Here is a 14,915-nt window from a genome sequence, read left to right on the forward strand (position 1 = left end):
AACAAGTGTCCGGTTTTGGGCGATGATTGCACCGGCATGGCTGGAAGGGTTTTCATGTTATCGAAGCGTTGGTTCCGTTTGGGCGCTTGCCTGACTGTTGCTATGGCAGGCGGCGCGATGATGTCTGGCTGCACGAGCGGCCCCCGCTATGGCACGGACAAGACGGCATTCCAGCAGCTGACGGATGACCTTGGTGACTCGGTTTCCGTGACCGGCAAGGACCCCAAGAACAAGGGCGTCCGCTATGCGCCGCGTCCGTCGCTTGTGCTCCCCACCGACACGGCCAAGGCAACGCTCGTCGAGCCGCAGAAGTCAATCGCGAGCAAGGACAATCCGGAGTGGGTCGAGTCTCCGGAAGAAACCCGCGCCCGTCTGGTCAAGGACGCTGACGAAAATAGCGACAGGTCGGATTTCCGCTCGCCGCTGGCCGGCTCCGGCATCGATGGCGGTCGCCCGACGACGGAAGCGCAGACCAAGGCCTACCGCGAAGCCCGCGCCATCCAGAAGGGCTCCAACCTCGACGAGCGCCGCTATATCTCGGATCCGCCAACGGAATATCGTCAGGTTGACGATCCTGCCAAGCTGGACGACGTCGGCGAGCCCGAGCTCAAGAAGCAGAAGAAGCGCAAGAAAGACGCTGCCGTCGCGGGAAGCGGCAAGCAGTGGTGGAACCTTCTGCAGTAGAGTGGATCGAACGGGGCGTCAGCCCCGTTTTCTTTTTGAGGCGTGTTATATCACCGCGCCGTCACGGCTCCCTCTTCAGCGAAAAGAACGACCGCAGGATCTCCGCCGCGCTGCTTTCATTCATCCCTGAGTAGACCTCAGGAGCATGATGGCATGTCGGCTGCGCGTAGAAGCGTACACCGTTGTCGACGCCGCCACCCTTCGGGTCTTCCGCGCCGTAGTAGAGCCGGCGAATGCGGGCGAACGAGATTGCGGCCGCGCACATCGTGCAGGGCTCGAGCGTGACGTAGAGATCGGCACCTGTCAGTCGCTCCTGGCCGAGCGCTTCGCAGGCCATCCGGATGACAGCCACCTCGGCATGCGCGGTCACGTCGTTGAGCTCGCGGGTGCGGTTGCCGGAGCGGGCGACGACGGTGCCGTCGAGCACCAGCACGGCACCGATCGGCACCTCGCCACGCTCGCCCGCGGCGCGCGCTTCATCCAGTGCCAGCTCCATAAATTGATTTGTCTTCACGACGCGACAATTTCCACTTAACCGCAGGGGCGCGACCTGATAGACAGGCGCAAAAGGCAGGCAAACAACAAATGACATTCAAAGACAAGCCAAAACGGCCGGGTGGCAAGCCATCCCCGCGCGATACCGGCGCGAAATCGGGCGAGAAGCCCGCAAAGAAGTTCGCAAAATCGGCTGACAAGGCGGATGCCGTGTCCGACGTGTCGAGCGACAGCAAGGCGGAACGCATCTCCAAGGTGATGGCGCGCGCCGGGGTTGCCTCGCGCCGCGATATCGAGCGCATGATCCTCGACGGCCGCGTCACGCTGAACGGCAAGCCGCTGGATACGCCCGTCGTCAACGTCACGCTGACGGACAAGATCGAAGTCGACGGTATGCCGATCCGCGGCATCGAGCGCACGCGCCTGTGGCTCTACCACAAGCCGGCCGGCCTGGTGACCACTAATGCTGATCCGGAAGGTCGCCCCACCGTATTCGACAACCTGCCTGATGACCTGCCGCGCGTCATGTCGATCGGTCGCCTCGATATCAACACCGAAGGCCTGCTGCTCTTGACCAACGACGGCGGCTTGGCGCGTGCGTTGGAACTGCCGACGACAGGCTGGCTGCGCCGCTACCGCGTGCGCGCCCATGGCGAGATCGACCAGGAAGCGCTCGACAAGCTGAAGGACGGCATCGCCGTCGACGGCGTGCTCTACGGCGCCATCGAAGCGACGCTCGACCGCACCCAGGGCTCCAACGTCTGGCTCACCATGGGGCTGCGCGAAGGCAAGAACCGCGAAATCAAGAACGTGCTCGGCGCGCTGGGTCTCGACGTGAACCGACTGATCCGCATCTCCTACGGCCCGTTCCAGCTCGGCGATATCCCGGAACGCGCGGTTGTCGAAGTCCGCGGCCGCACGCTGCGCGACCAGCTCGGCCCGCGCCTGATCGAGGATGCCAAGGCCAATTTCGACGCGCCGATCTACAACGCCCCTGCCGTAGCCGAGGAAGAGGAAGCGGCAGCCCAGCCCGAGCGCCGCGAGCGCTCGTGGAAGCCGGAAGACAAGCGCGAACGCGCTCTGAGCCGACTCGACACCAAGCGCGACGACAAACGTGATGACAGGCGTGACGATCGCCGTGGCGGTGACCGTGATGCGGGCCGTGGCCCGAGCCGTGGTGGCGACCGCAAGGACGACGGCCCGAAGCGCCCTGCGCTCGGCAGCCGCCGCAGCGCCAATGTCTGGATGGCGCCCGGCGCCCGTCCGCTCGGCGAAAAGGCAGCCGCCAAGGCCGAGAAGAACGCCCAGACGGCCCTTCGCCGCGGCGAGAAGCCCGGCCGTTCCAAGCCGCAGCCAACAAGCTACGATGAAGGCCCGCGTGTGCAGATCAATCGCGCCCGCGACGAAGAGGGCGAATGGATCCGCTCCAGCGAAGTCAGCAAGGACGACGGTGACCGCAAGCGCGGCGACCGTGGCGATCGCGGCTTCGGTGACCGTCCCCGTGGCGACCGATCCTTCGGTGATCGCGGTGACCGCTCCGGCGGCGACCGCACGGCACGCGGCGACCGGCCTTTTGGTGATCGCCCACCCCGTGGCGATCGTCCCTTTGGCGACAAGCCACGCGGCGAGCGCAAGCCGCGCGAGGATGGTGACCGTCCGCGTTCCTTCGGCGACCGCCCAGCGCGTGGTGACAAGCCCCGTGGCGATCGGCCTTTCGGTGATCGTCCTCCCCGTGGTAACCGGCCAGCCGGCGACCGCCCGTTCGCAGCCAAGCCTCGCGGCGACCGCCCGCCGCGCGAGGAGGGAGACGACCGTCCCCGTTCCTTCAGCGATCGTCCGTCACGTGGCGACCGGCCGTTTGGCGACAAGCCGCGCCGGCCGCGCGAAGAGGGCGACGAGCGTCCCCGCGCCAAGCGTTTCTCCGGCGAAGCTCGCTCCGAGCGTCCGGCAGGCGAGCGTTCGTATGGCGACAGGCCTCGTGGAGACAGGCCGCAGGGTGATCGTCCCCAGGGCGAACGCCCGAGAGGCGACCGTCCCCAGGGCGAACGCCCAAGAGGCGATCGTCCGTTCGGCGACAAGCCGCGCGGCAAGAGCTTTGGCGGCAAGCCCGGCGGCTCCAAGCCGGGTGCGAAGAGTTTTTCGGGCAAGCCTTCGGGTGATCGTCCCGGTGGCGGTGGCAAGCCCTCGGGCGGGCCGTCGCGTGGTGGACCAAAAGGCAAGGGAATAGGACGCGGTGCGGATCGTCGGCGGTGAGTTGCGCGGACGGTCGCTCGCCGTGCCTAAATCCAACGACATCCGGCCGACTGCCGACCGGACGCGTGAGAGCCTGTTCAACATTCTGAGCCATGCCTATCCGGAATGCGTCGATGGCACCCGGATACTCGATCTCTTCGCAGGTACCGGCGCCGTCGGTCTGGAAGCCGTCTCGCGCGGCTGTCGCCATGCGCTCTTCGTTGAAAACAGCGTCGAGGGCAGGGGCCTGCTCTGGGAAAATATCGACGCGCTCGGCCTGCACGGCAAGACGCGTATCCTGAGGCGCGACGCGACGGATCTCGGCAGCGTCGGCAACCTTGAGCCGTTCCAGTTCCTCTTCGCCGACCCGCCCTATGGCAAGGGTCTTGGGGAAAAGGCGATGGCGGCTGCCGTCAAGGGCGGCTGGCTCGTGCCTGGCGCGATTGCGGTGCTCGAAGAACGCGCAGACGTTGTCGTTTCTGTCGATCCTTCCTATCTGTTCCTGGAAAGCCGCATGTTCGGCGATACCAGGGTTCATTTCTTCCGCTACCAGCCTCAATAGGCCGCGGAGCATCGGGGGCAGAGGTGCAGCAGGCGGAGAACATCAGTACAGAGTTGCCTGCCGCTGACGCTTCTTCGCAAGGCAGCACGCCAACTATTGCCGTCGCATTTGGCGGCGGCGGTGCACGCGGTATTTCGCACATCCACGTTATCGAAACGCTGGACGAACTCGGAATTCGCCCCGTGGCGATCGCCGGCTCGTCGATCGGCGCGATCATGGGCGCCGGCATGGCGGCCGGAATGACGGGCGAAGCCATCCGCGAACATGTCCTGATGACCGTCGGCAACAAGACCGCCGTCGTCAGCCGCCTTTGGGGCCTGCGCCCGCAGACGGTCCGCGACGCGGTGGCGAACGGCGTTCGCATCGGCCAGTTCAATCTCGAGCGTATCCTGAAGGCCTTCCTGCCGGCCGATCTCCCCGATCGTTTCGAGGATCTGGCGATCCCGATGACGGTGACGGCGACCGATTACTACGGGCAGGCCGAGGTGCTTGTCAGCGAGGGGCCGCTCTTTCCGGCGCTTGCCGCATCCTCCGCTATCCCTGCGGTCTTCATGCCGGTTCGCTTGTATGGCCGCGTGATGATCGATGGCGGCATCAGCAATCCGGTGCCCTACGAGTGCCTGATGGACAAGGCGGACATCGTGATCGGCATCGACGTGGTGGGGGCGCCGGAGGGCGACGGCACGCATATTCCCAATCGCATGGAAAGCATCTTCGGCTCGGGTCAGCTGATGATGCAGACGGCCATTACCCTGAAGCTGCGGCTGCAGGCGCCACATATCTTCCTGCGCCCCGCCGTCGGGCGCACCGGCGTCATGGATTTCCTCAAGGCGCGCGAAGTGCTGGCAATGTCTGCCGGCGTGAAGGACGAATTGAAATACGCGCTCGATCAGGCGATCGAGGCGCATGCCCGCGCCTGAAGCCTTTCAGGGGGTGAGATTGAAACGTTCCGTTGGCGCAAACAGCGTCGAATGACACGAACGCACATTCGGGGTAAGCCCTTCGCCAATCGCCTCTGCGCTGACGAAAACCTACTCCTGGGGAGCGTCCTAGTTTACCCTTGAAGGCTCTACGCATCGGCCGCGACGTCTGCCGTGCCCGCCAGCGGATCCACATCGAAGTCCATCGCCCGCTTCGGCTTGACCAGCGGTTCCGGCCTGACAGGCTGCGAATACAGCATGTCGCGCCCGGCCTGCAGCCCTTCCGAAACCTGCAGCTCGAGGCGCTGTTCGTCGCGCCGGCGGATATCCTCGCCGATTTCATAGGCGTCGCTCTCGCTGACACCCAGCGCTTCCAGGGTACGGCGGCCGAACAGGAGGCCGGACTCCAGCGTCTCGCGCAACTCGTAGTCGACGTTCCGGTTGCGCAGCGAGATCGAGTGGATACGGTCGTAGGAACGGACGTAGAGCTTGGCATTCGGATAGTCCGCCTGCACCAGTTCCACGATCTTGTCCGTCATCTCGCGCTTCTGCGTGCACACGACGACGACTTTTGCACGATCGATGCCTGCCGCCCGCAGCACGTCCTTGCGGGTGCCGTCGCCGAAATAGATGCGGAAGCCGAATGACGACGCCTGGCGAATACGATCCGCCGAAACATCGATCACCGTCACCGCGCGACCACCCGCCAGGAGGATCTGCGCCGCGATCTGCCCGAAACGGGAGAAGCCCACCATCAGCACATCGGCACCGGCGCCCTCGAAATCCTCGTCCAGCTCCTCACGCTCGTCACCCTGCAAGAGCCGCTTCGAAAGCATGGTGCCGATCGGGGTCAGTGCCATCGAGAGTGTGACGATCGCGATGAGCAGCGATGCCGTACTCGACGGCATGAGGCCGGCCATGCCGGCTGCGGAGAAGAGGACGAACCCGAATTCGCCGCCCTGCGGCAGCAGAAACGCAATGCGCACCGCATCGTTGTGCGGCGAGCCTGCCACGCGGCAGAGCACGTAGATGACAATCGCCTTGACGGCCATGACGACAGGGACGGCGACGACGATCAGCAGCGCATTGTCCCACAGCACATCAAGCTGCAGCGACAGGCCGACCGCGATGAAGAAGATAGCGAGCAGCACCCCGCGGAAAGGCTCGATGTCGGCTTCCAGTTCGTGCCGATAGGACGATTCCGCCAGCATGACGCCCGCGACAAACGCGCCCATGGCCATCGAGAGGCCCGCAAGTTGCATCAGGCTCGCGGATCCCATGACGACGAACAGGGCCGCCGCGATCATCACTTCGCGGGCGCCGGTGCGCGCGATGACCTGGAAGAGCGGGGTCAGCAGATAGCGGCCCATGATGATCATCGCGCCGATGGCGCCGACGGCCACGGCAAGATCGAGAACGGGCGTGCCATGGCCCTTGCCGCCATCGAGAATATTGGTCAGCGCGAGCAACGGAACGATGGCGAGGTCCTGGAACAGCAGCATAGAAAAGGAACGCTGCCCGTAGCTCGTATTCGCCTCGCCGCTGTCGTTCAGGATCTGCATCGCGAAGGCGGTGGAGGACAGGGCAAGCCCGAAACCGACGATGATGCTGCCGCGCCAGTCGATGATGCCGCTCAACCAGGCAATCAACGTGAGCAGCGCACCGGTCACGACAACCTGCGCCGTCCCCAATCCGAAGATGTCCTTCCTCATCTGCCACAAGCGGCCGGGCTTCAGCTCGAGACCGATGATGAATAGCAGGAAGACCACACCCAGTTCGGCAACGTTCAGGATCTGCTCGCCATCGGTAAGGCCATGAAAAACAGGCCCGATCACCACGCCGGCAGCGAGGTAACCGAGCACCGTGCCCAACCGTAGCCATTTGAAAATGGGCGCCGAAACAACGGCGCCGCCGAGGAGCAGAATGGTTTCGGTGAAAACGGTGTTCGGCTCGGACATGGTGGCTGGCTCTCTCGATCGGCGGCACACGAACGGTTTAAAAAAGAATCGGTGGTGTCGGCCTTGATGCTTTCCGTAGCGCACAATAAATGGAACGCGAAGGAAAGGCCAAATCATGTCCTCTGAAATCGACTCCTCGACGCTTCTTTCCCGCGCAAGCCAGCTGATCGATCTGGCAAAGAAGGCAGGGGCCGACGCCGCAGATGCCGTCGTCGTGCGCTCCCGTTCGCAGTCCGTCAGTGTGCGCCTGGGCAAGGTGGAGGGAACTGAATCCTCCGAAAGCGATGACTTCTCGCTGCGCGTCTTCATCGGCAAGCGCGTTGCCAGCGTCTCGGCCAACCCGGGTTTCGACCTCTCCGCTCTGGCCGAGCGCGCCGTCGCCATGGCCAAGGTATCGCCGGAAGACCCGTTTGCCTGCCTCGCCGATGAAGACAAGCTGGCAAAATCCTACCCGGATCTCCAGCTTCTGGACACGACCGAGGTCTCCGCGGATCAGCTTCGCGAAGGAGCGCTGGCAACCGAGGCTGCCGCGCTTGCCGTCAAGGGTGTCACCAATTCCTCCGGCGCCGGTGCGTCGGCCGGCATGGGTGGTCTCGTTCTCGTGACGTCGCATGGCTTCCAGGGCAGCTACATGGCCTCGCGTTTCGGCCGCTCGGTCAGCGTCATCGCTGGCGAGGGTACGGGCATGGAGCGCGATTACGACTTCGATAGCCGTCTTTATTTCGCCGATCTGGATGACGCCGCCGAGATTGGCCGGCGCGCCGGCGAGCGGGCGATCCGCCGTCTCAATCCGCGCCAGGTCGACACCGGCAAGGATATCACCGTCGTTTTCGATCCGCGCGTTGCGCGCGGTTTCGTCGGGCATATTGCCGGGGCGATCAACGGCGCGTCCGTCGCCCGCAAGACGAGCTTCCTGCGCGACAAGATGGGGCAGCAGGTTCTGAAGACCGGGCTGTCGATTACGGACGATCCATTGATCGTCCGCGGCCCGTCTTCGCGTCCCTTCGATGGTGAGGGCATCTCGGGCGAACCGCTGGTGATGATCGAGGATGGTGTTTTGAAGCACTGGTTCCTATCGACGTCGACCGCGCGTGAAATCGGGATGGAAACCAATGGTCGCGGCGTGCGCGGCGGCAATTCGGTAACGCCTGCCTCTACCAATCTCGCGTTGGAACCGGGCGACATCTCGCCGGAAGACCTGATCCGCAGCGTTGGCAATGGTTTCTACGTCACCGAGCTGATCGGCCAGGGCGTCAACATGATCACCGGCGAATACAGCCGCGGCGCCACCGGCTTCTGGATCGAGAACGGCGAACTGACCTTTGCCGTTTCCGAGGTCACGATCGCATCGAACCTGAAAGACATGTTCATGCGCGTCACGCCGGCAAACGATATCGACCGCAAGTACGGCGTTGCCGCCCCGACGCTGGCGATCGAGGGACTGACGCTCGCGGGGCGCTGACAGATTGGATTGATGGAATGAGCGACTTGGATATGGCCCGCTGGCAAAGCGATCTTGAGTTGATCGCCGATGCCGCAAGGCAGGCGGGTATCGTCGCTCTCAGCCACTTCAACCAGTCGCCCGAGGTCTGGTGGAAAAACGAGGGCAGGTCCCCCGTCAGCGCCGCAGATTTTGCCGCGAACGAGAAGCTCGAGACGATCCTGCGCGGCGCGCGTCCTCAGTATGGCTGGCTTTCGGAGGAGACGGACGACGATGGCGTCCGTTTGTCCCACGAGACGCTCTTCATCATCGACCCCATCGACGGGACGCGCGCCTTCATCGCCGGCCAGAACCTCTGGTGCGTGAGTGTCGCCGTCGTCCATCGGGGGCGGCCGGTCGCCGGCGTGCTTTACGCTCCGGCGCTGGATGAATTCTACGAGGCGACCGAGGGCGGCATCGCGCTCAGGAACGGAAAGCCGATCGCGGTGCCGTCAGCCTCCGAGGGGCCGTCTCGCTTTGCGATCGCCGAAGATGTGCTCGCGGCATTTCCGCATGGGCTACGGCACTCGATAGAGCGGGTCAAACACGTTCCCTCGCTGGCCTATCGCATCGCCATGGTCGCCGACGGTCGCATCGATGGCACCTTCGTCAAGCGCAACTCCCATGATTGGGACCTTGCCGCCGCTGACCTTATCCTTGAGCGGGCCGGTGGGCGCCTGGTCGATCTCGATGGAAAGCCGCTTGTTTATAACCGTTCTCAGGTTAGCCACGGCGAACTTTGCGCGGCGCCCAACTCGCGCCTGAACGACCTGCTAATAGGCCTTGCCGAACGACGAGGCAGTTGACGTTTCCGTCAAAATCCCTCAGATGAAACGGCGGAGGAGACGACAAAAGAAAGAGAAGAAAAATGACCGCATCGAGCGAAAAGAAACAGCTGTTGCACCTTGTATTTGGCGGCGAATTGGAAAGTCTTGACGACGTTCAGTTCAGGGACCTCAAGGATCTCGATATCGTCGGCATTTTTCCGGACTACGCGTCCGCACTGACGGCCTGGAAGTCCAAGGCGCAGTCGACGGTCGATAACGCGCATATGCGCTATTTCATTGTTCACATGCATCGCCTGTTGGACCCGGAAGACAAATCCGCAAAGTAATTGCTGGTCCCGGCGCTCCTCCTCGCTGCGAAGTCGGCGGCTGACGCATTCTGAACAAACTGCTCGGCCATTGCGGCCGCAACGATAATTGGGAATGGGTTCATGTCGATCACCGTTGATCGGAGAGATACCAGATGAGCGGTCGCATGGCGCGCGTAGCGCTAGGCGCCTATCAGGCAACCGGCACCTTGCTGGCCCCGTTCGTCGGTGGCTACCTGGCGTATCGGGCCGCCAAGGGCAAGGAAGACCGCGCCCGGCGGCTGGAGCGCTCGGGCTATGCCAGCGCCGACCGTCCGGCAGGTCCGCTCGTGTGGTTCCATGCCGCAAGCGTCGGCGAGATGAATGCGGTCATTCCGTTGATCCGCGAAATCCGCCGCCGCGACATTCACGTCATTTTGACGACCGGCACGGTGACCTCCGCGAAACTGGCGACGCAGCGCATTGGCTCCGAAGCGATCCATCAATACGTGCCGCTCGACCTGAAGCCGGCTGTCAGCCGCTTCCTGGATTATTGGCAGCCCGATTGCGCGCTGATCGCCGAGTCCGAAATCTGGCCGGCCACCGTTATGGAGCTCGGCCGGCGCCGCATCCCGCAGATTTTGGTCAATGCCCGGATGTCCGACCGTTCCTTCGCCAGATGGAGCCGGCGTCCGTCGCTTGCCGAAGCGCTGTTTGAAAATCTCGCATTGGTCATCGCCCAATCCGACCTCGATGCCGAGCGTTTCCGCGATCTCGGCGTGCGCCAGGTCATCATGTCCGGCAATCTGAAGGTTGATACGGATGCGCCGTCCTATGACGCAGCCGTCTTTGCCCGTTACAAGAAGCAGATCGGCGACCGAAAGACCTGGGCTGCGATCTCCACATTCGACGGCGAGGAAAAGGCGGCCGGCATCGTCCACCGCACGCTCAAGGAGCGCGACGGCCAGCTCACTATCATCGTTCCCCGCCATCCCGAGCGCGCCGATGCCATCGAGGAAGAGCTGGTCAAGCAGGGGCTGAAGGTCGCGCGGCGAACGCGAGAAGATGTACTCTCGCCGGATGTCGATGTTTTCCTCGGTGACACGATCGGCGAGATGGGACTTTATCTCAGGCTTACGGAAGTGGCCTTCGTCGGCCGCTCGCTTTTTGGCGAAGGTGGGCAGAACCCGCTGGAGCCGGCCATGCTTGGCTGCGCTGTGCTGTCGGGCAGCAATGTGCAGAATTTCCGCGAAGCCTATCAGAAGCTTGCCCGCCGCGGCAGCGCTCGCATGGTTCGCGATACCGAGATGCTCGCCAAGGGCGTCCATTATTTGCTGTCCAACGACGACGCGCGCCGCAAAATGATCGAGGCCGGCATCGGAGCTGTGCAAGAAATGCGCGGTGCGCTGACAGCGACGGTGAAGGGGCTCGAACCCTACATCAACCCGCTGACGGTAAAGGCAAGGCTGCTGCCGAAGACGGCGGCGCAACGCTAAAGGCGACTGACATGCGAGCGATCAAGGGCATCCTCTTCGACAAGGACGGCACGCTTCTCGACTATGACGAGAGCTGGCTGCCGGTAAATCGCGAGCTTGCGCGTATTGCATCCAACGACGACCCGGACCTAGCCGATCGCCTGTTGCTGGCGTGCGGCATGGACCCGGTGACCGGCCACATCGTTCCAGACAGCCTGCTCGCCGCCGGTAACACGCGCCAGATCGCCGACGGTCTTGTCGCTGCCGGCTCCCCGATCGACGTTGTGGCTCTCACGGTTCAGCTCGATGAGCTCTTCTCGAATGCGGCCGAGTTCTCTGTTCCGGTGACGGACCTTGCCGGCTTCTTCGCTCGTCTTCACGCGCGCGGTTTTCGCCTCGGCATTGCGTCCAGCGATAATGAACGGTCGATCCGGCAGACGGCGCTGCGCTTCGGTTTTGCCGAGTTCGTGGATTATGTTGCGGGCTATGACAGCGGTTTCGGCACCAAGCCGGAGCCCGGCATGGTTCTCGGCTTCTGCGAGGCGACGGGTCTTCATCCTTCCGAGGTTGCCGTCGTCGGCGACAACAATCACGATCTCCACATGGGGCGCAATGCCGGTGCCGGCCTGTCCGTGGCCGTGCTGACGGGCACCGGATCGCGCGAGTCGCTCGCTGCGGCGTCCGACTATTGCCTCAATGACATCACCGAGCTTGAGGGGCTGTTGCCCGATCTCCAGCTCGCCTGATTGACCAAAGGCTTGCTTTTTCTTGAAAATTGCCTTCTCTTTTCGCCCGGTTGAGGATGAGAGCCGCCGGCTACCGGCCTGCGGTCCGAAAGGCAGGACGGGAAGAATGGTATCCGAAGCGCCGCCGTTTTGGTGGACGAAGGCCGATTGGCGCGCCTGGACACTCTATCCTGTTTCCTTCCTTTACGGTCGCATCGCCGGTTATCGCATGGCGCATGCCAAGCGCGCCTCCGTACCGATCCCGGTCATTTGCGTTGGCAATTTCACCGTCGGCGGCGCCGGAAAGACGCCAACGGCGCTGACGATCGCTCGTGCTGCGAAGGCAAAGGGCCTGAAGCCCGGCTTTCTCAGCAGGGGCTATGGCGGCTCGCTCGACGTGACCACCGTGGTCGATCCCGCGCATCACCGCGCCGTTGCCGTCGGCGATGAGCCGCTGCTTCTCGCTCGCGAGGCGATGACGGTCATTTCCCGCCGCCGCGTCGAAGGTGCGCAGCGCCTCGTCAAGGAGGGCGCGGACCTGATCATCATGGATGACGGCTTTCAGAGCGCGCGGCTGGCGATCGACTATGCCCTACTGGTGATCGATGCAACGCGTGGCCTTGGCAACGGCCATATCGTGCCGGGCGGCCCGGTGCGCGCGCCGATCCGCCAGCAATTGAGCTACGCGACCGCGCTGCTCAAGGTCGGCACCGGCACGGCTGCCGATACCATCGTCCGCATCGCGGCCCGCGCCGCCAAGCCTTACTTTACGGCTGCCTTGAAGGTGTCTGACGGCGCTGATCTGGCCGGGCGCCGCGTTCTTGCCTTCGCCGGTATTGCCGATCCCGCCAAGTTCTTCAGGACAGTGGAATCCGTGAGTGCCGAGATCGTGGTGCGGCGCTCCTTCGGAGATCACGAGCACCTGACGGACGACGAGATTGACGATATCCTGTCAACCGCCGATCGCGAGGATCTTCTGATCGTGACGACGTCGAAGGATTTCGTGCGGCTGGCCGGCCATCACGGCAAGGCCGAGCAATTGGCCGCGCGATGCAGGGTCATCGAGGTCGAGATGGCCTTTGCCGATCATCGGGCGCCTGATCTCATCATCGAGCGCGCGCTCGAAGCCTGCCGTACGCGGCGGCTCAGGGAAAAGACGAAAAGCTGAGGCTCAGCGCTTCTGGTTCGGCAGGACGCCGGCGCGCTTATCCGCTTCCAGGGACGTCATGGCATCGGCATAGGGCTCCTGCCGGGCAACACTCCAATAGCGCAACTCGTCAAGCGGGATCTGCTTGCCCGATATGGCACAGACGACATAGGAACCTGGCGACAGGATCTGAAAATCCGCATCGAGATACCGTATCTGCGCCTCGCGGTTTCCATGTCCTTCAAACAAATTCATACGCTCCGTTCCTTGCGGCTGGTTGTTTCCCTGCCATACTCCGCCGCCGCCGGCATTGCCAGCATTTTTCAGCTCCTGCCGAACAGGCGCTCGATATCGGACAGCTTCAGTTCGATATAGGTCGGGCGTCCGTGATTGCACTGGCCGGAGCCGGGGGTCACTTCCATTTGACGCAGCAAGGCGTTCATTTCCTCCGGCCGCAGGCGCCGGCCCGAGCGCACGGACCCGTGGCAGGCCATGGTCGCCGCAACATATTCGAGCTTTGCAGAAAGGCCGGAAGCCGTGTCCCATTCCGCGATCTCGTCGGCGAGCTGGCGAATGAGGCCGGTGGCATCCACTTCGCCGAGCATCGCCGGCGTCTCGCGAACAGCGATCGCACCGGGACCGAAACGCTCAATTGCCAGCCCAAGCTCGCCCAGCTCGGCGGAAAACTGCATGAGCCGATCGCAATCCTCTTCCGGCAGGTCGATGATTTCAGGGATGAGCAGAACCTGGGAAGCGAGCCGCTTCGAATGCAGCGCCTTGCGCATCGCCTCGAATACCAGCCGTTCGTGCGCCGCGTGCTGGTCGACGATCACCAGGCCGTCGTCGGTCTGCGCGACAATGTAGTTCTCGTGGATCTGCGCGCGGGCGGCACCCAGCGGGAAGCGGGACGGTGCCTCGGCTTCAATCGGTGTTGGGGGCTGTGAAATGGGTGCCGGTGCTTCGGCACGTGCGGTGGGCGATACCAGACCGTCGAACGAGGCCTGCGGCCGTTCGCTGAAACGGCTATCGCTGGCCGGTGGCTGGTAAGGTCGGGAAGGGGAGGTCTCCGGCGTCCACGGCTGGGGCCGATAGCCATTCGGCTGGAAACCGGGCCGGAAGGATCGAAGCATCCCGTCTGCGCCGGTCGTCGCTGCCCGGCTACCGTCGCGGGCAAGGGCCTCGCGGATGGCGCCGACGATCAGGCCGCGCACCAGTTGCGGATCGCGGAAGCGCACATCAGACTTGGCGGGGTGAACGTTGACGTCGACCAATGCGGGATCGATCGTGATGGAAAGGACCGCGACCGGATACCGCCCCGACGGAATGGTTTCCGCATAGGCACCCCGGATGGCCGAGAGGATGAGCTTGTCCTGAACCGGGCGGCCGTTGACGAAGGCGTATTGATGCGCCGAGTTTCCGCGATTGAATGTCGGTACGCCGGCAAAACCGGTCAGCGTCACATCTTCGCGCTCGGCATCGATCTCGATGGCGTTGTCGCGGAATTCCTTGCCGAGGATCTGCGCCATGCGCGCAAGATGGTCGTCGCCCGTCGCCGGGAATTCCAGCGTCGTCCGGTCCGTGCCGGAGAGCACGAAGCGTACGCCGGGGAAGGCGATTGCCATCCGCTTGACGATCTCGGTGATCGCGGCCGCCTCGGCCTTTTCCGTCTTCAGGAACTTCAGTCTTGCAGGCGTCGCGAAGAACAGATCGCGGACCTCGACGATGGTGCCGGGGTTCGATGCGGACGGGCGCAGATGCAGGAGCTTGCCGCCGGCAACCGCGATCTCGCTGCCGCCGGCGCTATCCTTGCGGCGGCTGGAAATGCTGAGGCGCGCCACCGATCCAATCGAAGGCAAGGCCTCGCCGCGGAAGCCGAGCGTGCGGATATCGTCGAGCGTGTCCGAGATCTTCGAGGTGCAATGCCGCCGGACGGCAAGCTCGAGATCGGTGACATCCATGCCGGAGCCGTTGTCGGACACCCGCAGCAGGCTCTTGCCGCCGCCGGAGGTTGCGATTTCGATGCGCGTCGCGCCCGCATCGAGCGCATTCTCGATCAGTTCCTTCGCAGCACTTGCCGGTCGTTCGATGACTTCGCCGGCGGCGATCTGGTTGATGAGCGTCTCGGAAAGCTGTCTGATGGCCATGCGCTTATTTTCGCGGATTCG

The 14,915-nt window shown here is 63.7% G+C and carries 14 protein-coding genes; 10 read left to right on the forward strand and 4 right to left on the reverse strand.

The genetic code is table 11. The features are described 5' to 3' along the window. The first annotated feature begins 54 nt into the window (after positions 1-54). Positions 55-684, forward strand: coding sequence for a hypothetical protein (locus A6U87_RS02430; RefSeq protein WP_065689633.1), 630 nt, complete (start codon positions 55-57; stop codon positions 682-684). A 61-nt stretch (positions 685-745) separates the two neighbouring features. On the opposite strand, the gene A6U87_RS02435 is transcribed toward A6U87_RS02430, so the two are convergent. Beyond that, positions 746-1,180, reverse strand: a complete 435-nt coding sequence (locus A6U87_RS02435; protein WP_065689634.1) for a nucleoside deaminase — start codon at positions 1,178-1,180, stop codon at positions 746-748. 89 nt (positions 1,181-1,269) lie between these two features. Here A6U87_RS02435 and A6U87_RS02440 point away from each other — a divergent pair, with 89 nt between their 5' ends. The 3 genes from A6U87_RS02440 to A6U87_RS02450 are packed head-to-tail and all read left to right on the forward strand — an operon-like array spanning position 1,270 to position 4,893. Beyond that, entirely contained in the window at positions 1,270-3,432 is a 2,163-nt protein-coding gene (locus tag A6U87_RS02440) for a pseudouridine synthase (protein ID WP_065689635.1), read from the forward strand. Beyond that, positions 3,413-3,973, forward strand: a complete 561-nt coding sequence (gene rsmD, locus A6U87_RS02445; protein ID WP_065689636.1) for a 16S rRNA (guanine(966)-N(2))-methyltransferase RsmD — start codon at positions 3,413-3,415, stop codon at positions 3,971-3,973. The genes A6U87_RS02440 and rsmD overlap by 20 nt, the downstream gene beginning before the upstream one ends. A gap of 23 nt (positions 3,974-3,996) precedes the next feature. After that, the gene (locus A6U87_RS02450) at positions 3,997-4,893 is read left to right on the forward strand and encodes a patatin-like phospholipase family protein (RefSeq protein ID WP_065689637.1); all 897 of its coding nucleotides are present in this window, start codon (positions 3,997-3,999) and stop codon (positions 4,891-4,893) included. Between the two features lie 149 nt (positions 4,894-5,042). On the opposite strand, the gene A6U87_RS02455 is transcribed toward A6U87_RS02450, so the two are convergent. After that, positions 5,043-6,851, reverse strand: coding sequence for a monovalent cation:proton antiporter-2 (CPA2) family protein (locus A6U87_RS02455; RefSeq protein WP_065689638.1), 1,809 nt, complete (start codon positions 6,849-6,851; stop codon positions 5,043-5,045). Between the two features lie 115 nt (positions 6,852-6,966). Here A6U87_RS02455 and A6U87_RS02460 point away from each other — a divergent pair, with 115 nt between their 5' ends. The 6 genes from A6U87_RS02460 (at position 6,967) to lpxK (ending at position 12,771) form a co-directional block, all read left to right on the forward strand. Beyond that, positions 6,967-8,313, forward strand: coding sequence for a TldD/PmbA family protein (locus tag A6U87_RS02460; protein WP_065689639.1), 1,347 nt, complete (start codon positions 6,967-6,969; stop codon positions 8,311-8,313). A 17-nt stretch (positions 8,314-8,330) separates the two neighbouring features. Beyond that, complete coding sequence (locus tag A6U87_RS02465; protein ID WP_065689640.1) at positions 8,331-9,137, forward strand: 3'(2'),5'-bisphosphate nucleotidase CysQ; 807 nt, start codon at positions 8,331-8,333, stop codon at positions 9,135-9,137. 62 nt (positions 9,138-9,199) lie between these two features. Continuing rightward, on the forward strand, positions 9,200-9,445 hold the full coding sequence (locus A6U87_RS02470) for a DUF4170 domain-containing protein (protein WP_065689641.1): 246 nt from the start codon (positions 9,200-9,202) through the stop codon (positions 9,443-9,445). A 134-nt stretch (positions 9,446-9,579) separates the two neighbouring features. Further along, a complete protein-coding gene (gene waaA / locus A6U87_RS02475; protein ID WP_065689642.1) occupies positions 9,580-10,899 on the forward strand; it encodes a lipid IV(A) 3-deoxy-D-manno-octulosonic acid transferase in 1,320 nt (439 codons plus the stop codon). A gap of 11 nt (positions 10,900-10,910) precedes the next feature. Further along, on the forward strand, positions 10,911-11,624 hold the full coding sequence (locus A6U87_RS02480) for an HAD family hydrolase (protein WP_065689643.1): 714 nt from the start codon (positions 10,911-10,913) through the stop codon (positions 11,622-11,624). 106 nt (positions 11,625-11,730) lie between these two features. Further along, on the forward strand, positions 11,731-12,771 hold the full coding sequence (lpxK, locus tag A6U87_RS02485) for a tetraacyldisaccharide 4'-kinase (RefSeq protein WP_065689644.1): 1,041 nt from the start codon (positions 11,731-11,733) through the stop codon (positions 12,769-12,771). 3 nt (positions 12,772-12,774) lie between these two features. Here the strand turns inward: lpxK and A6U87_RS02490 are convergent, their stop codons facing one another. Beyond that, positions 12,775-13,005 carry a DUF2093 domain-containing protein gene (locus A6U87_RS02490; RefSeq protein WP_065689645.1) on the reverse strand — a complete coding sequence of 77 codons (231 nt, stop codon included), beginning with the start codon at positions 13,003-13,005 and terminating at the stop codon, positions 12,775-12,777. A 68-nt stretch (positions 13,006-13,073) separates the two neighbouring features. Beyond that, positions 13,074-14,894: a DNA mismatch repair endonuclease MutL gene (gene mutL / locus A6U87_RS02495; RefSeq protein ID WP_065689646.1), complete on the reverse strand. Its 1,821-nt coding sequence runs from the start codon at positions 14,892-14,894 to the stop codon at positions 13,074-13,076. Positions 14,895-14,915 lie beyond the last annotated feature (21 nt).

This window comes from Rhizobium sp. AC44/96 (genome assembly GCF_001692185.1).
GTDB lineage: Bacteria > Pseudomonadota > Alphaproteobacteria > Rhizobiales > Rhizobiaceae > Rhizobium.

Bases quoted from the DNA above. Each gene is read 5' to 3' on its own strand.
- A6U87_RS02460 (WP_065689639.1), top strand. From the start codon at position 6,967: ATGTCCTCTGAAATCGACTCCTCGACGCTTCTTTCCCGCGCAAGCCAG.
- A6U87_RS02470 (WP_065689641.1), top strand. From the start codon at position 9,200: ATGACCGCATCGAGCGAAAAGAAACAGCTGTTGCACCTTGTATTTGGC.
- mutL (WP_065689646.1), bottom strand. From the start codon at position 14,894: ATGGCCATCAGACAGCTTTCCGAGACGCTCATCAACCAGATCGCCGCC.
- A6U87_RS02465 (WP_065689640.1), top strand. From the start codon at position 8,331: ATGAGCGACTTGGATATGGCCCGCTGGCAAAGCGATCTTGAGTTGATC.
- A6U87_RS02435 (WP_065689634.1), bottom strand. From the start codon at position 1,180: ATGGAGCTGGCACTGGATGAAGCGCGCGCCGCGGGCGAGCGTGGCGAG.
- A6U87_RS02455 (WP_065689638.1), bottom strand. From the start codon at position 6,851: ATGTCCGAGCCGAACACCGTTTTCACCGAAACCATTCTGCTCCTCGGC.
- A6U87_RS02430 (WP_065689633.1), top strand. From the start codon at position 55: ATGTTATCGAAGCGTTGGTTCCGTTTGGGCGCTTGCCTGACTGTTGCT.
- lpxK (WP_065689644.1), top strand. From the start codon at position 11,731: ATGGTATCCGAAGCGCCGCCGTTTTGGTGGACGAAGGCCGATTGGCGC.
- A6U87_RS02480 (WP_065689643.1), top strand. From the start codon at position 10,911: ATGCGAGCGATCAAGGGCATCCTCTTCGACAAGGACGGCACGCTTCTC.
- A6U87_RS02440 (WP_065689635.1), top strand. From the start codon at position 1,270: ATGACATTCAAAGACAAGCCAAAACGGCCGGGTGGCAAGCCATCCCCG.
- waaA (WP_065689642.1), top strand. From the start codon at position 9,580: ATGAGCGGTCGCATGGCGCGCGTAGCGCTAGGCGCCTATCAGGCAACC.
- A6U87_RS02490 (WP_065689645.1), bottom strand. From the start codon at position 13,005: ATGAATTTGTTTGAAGGACATGGAAACCGCGAGGCGCAGATACGGTAT.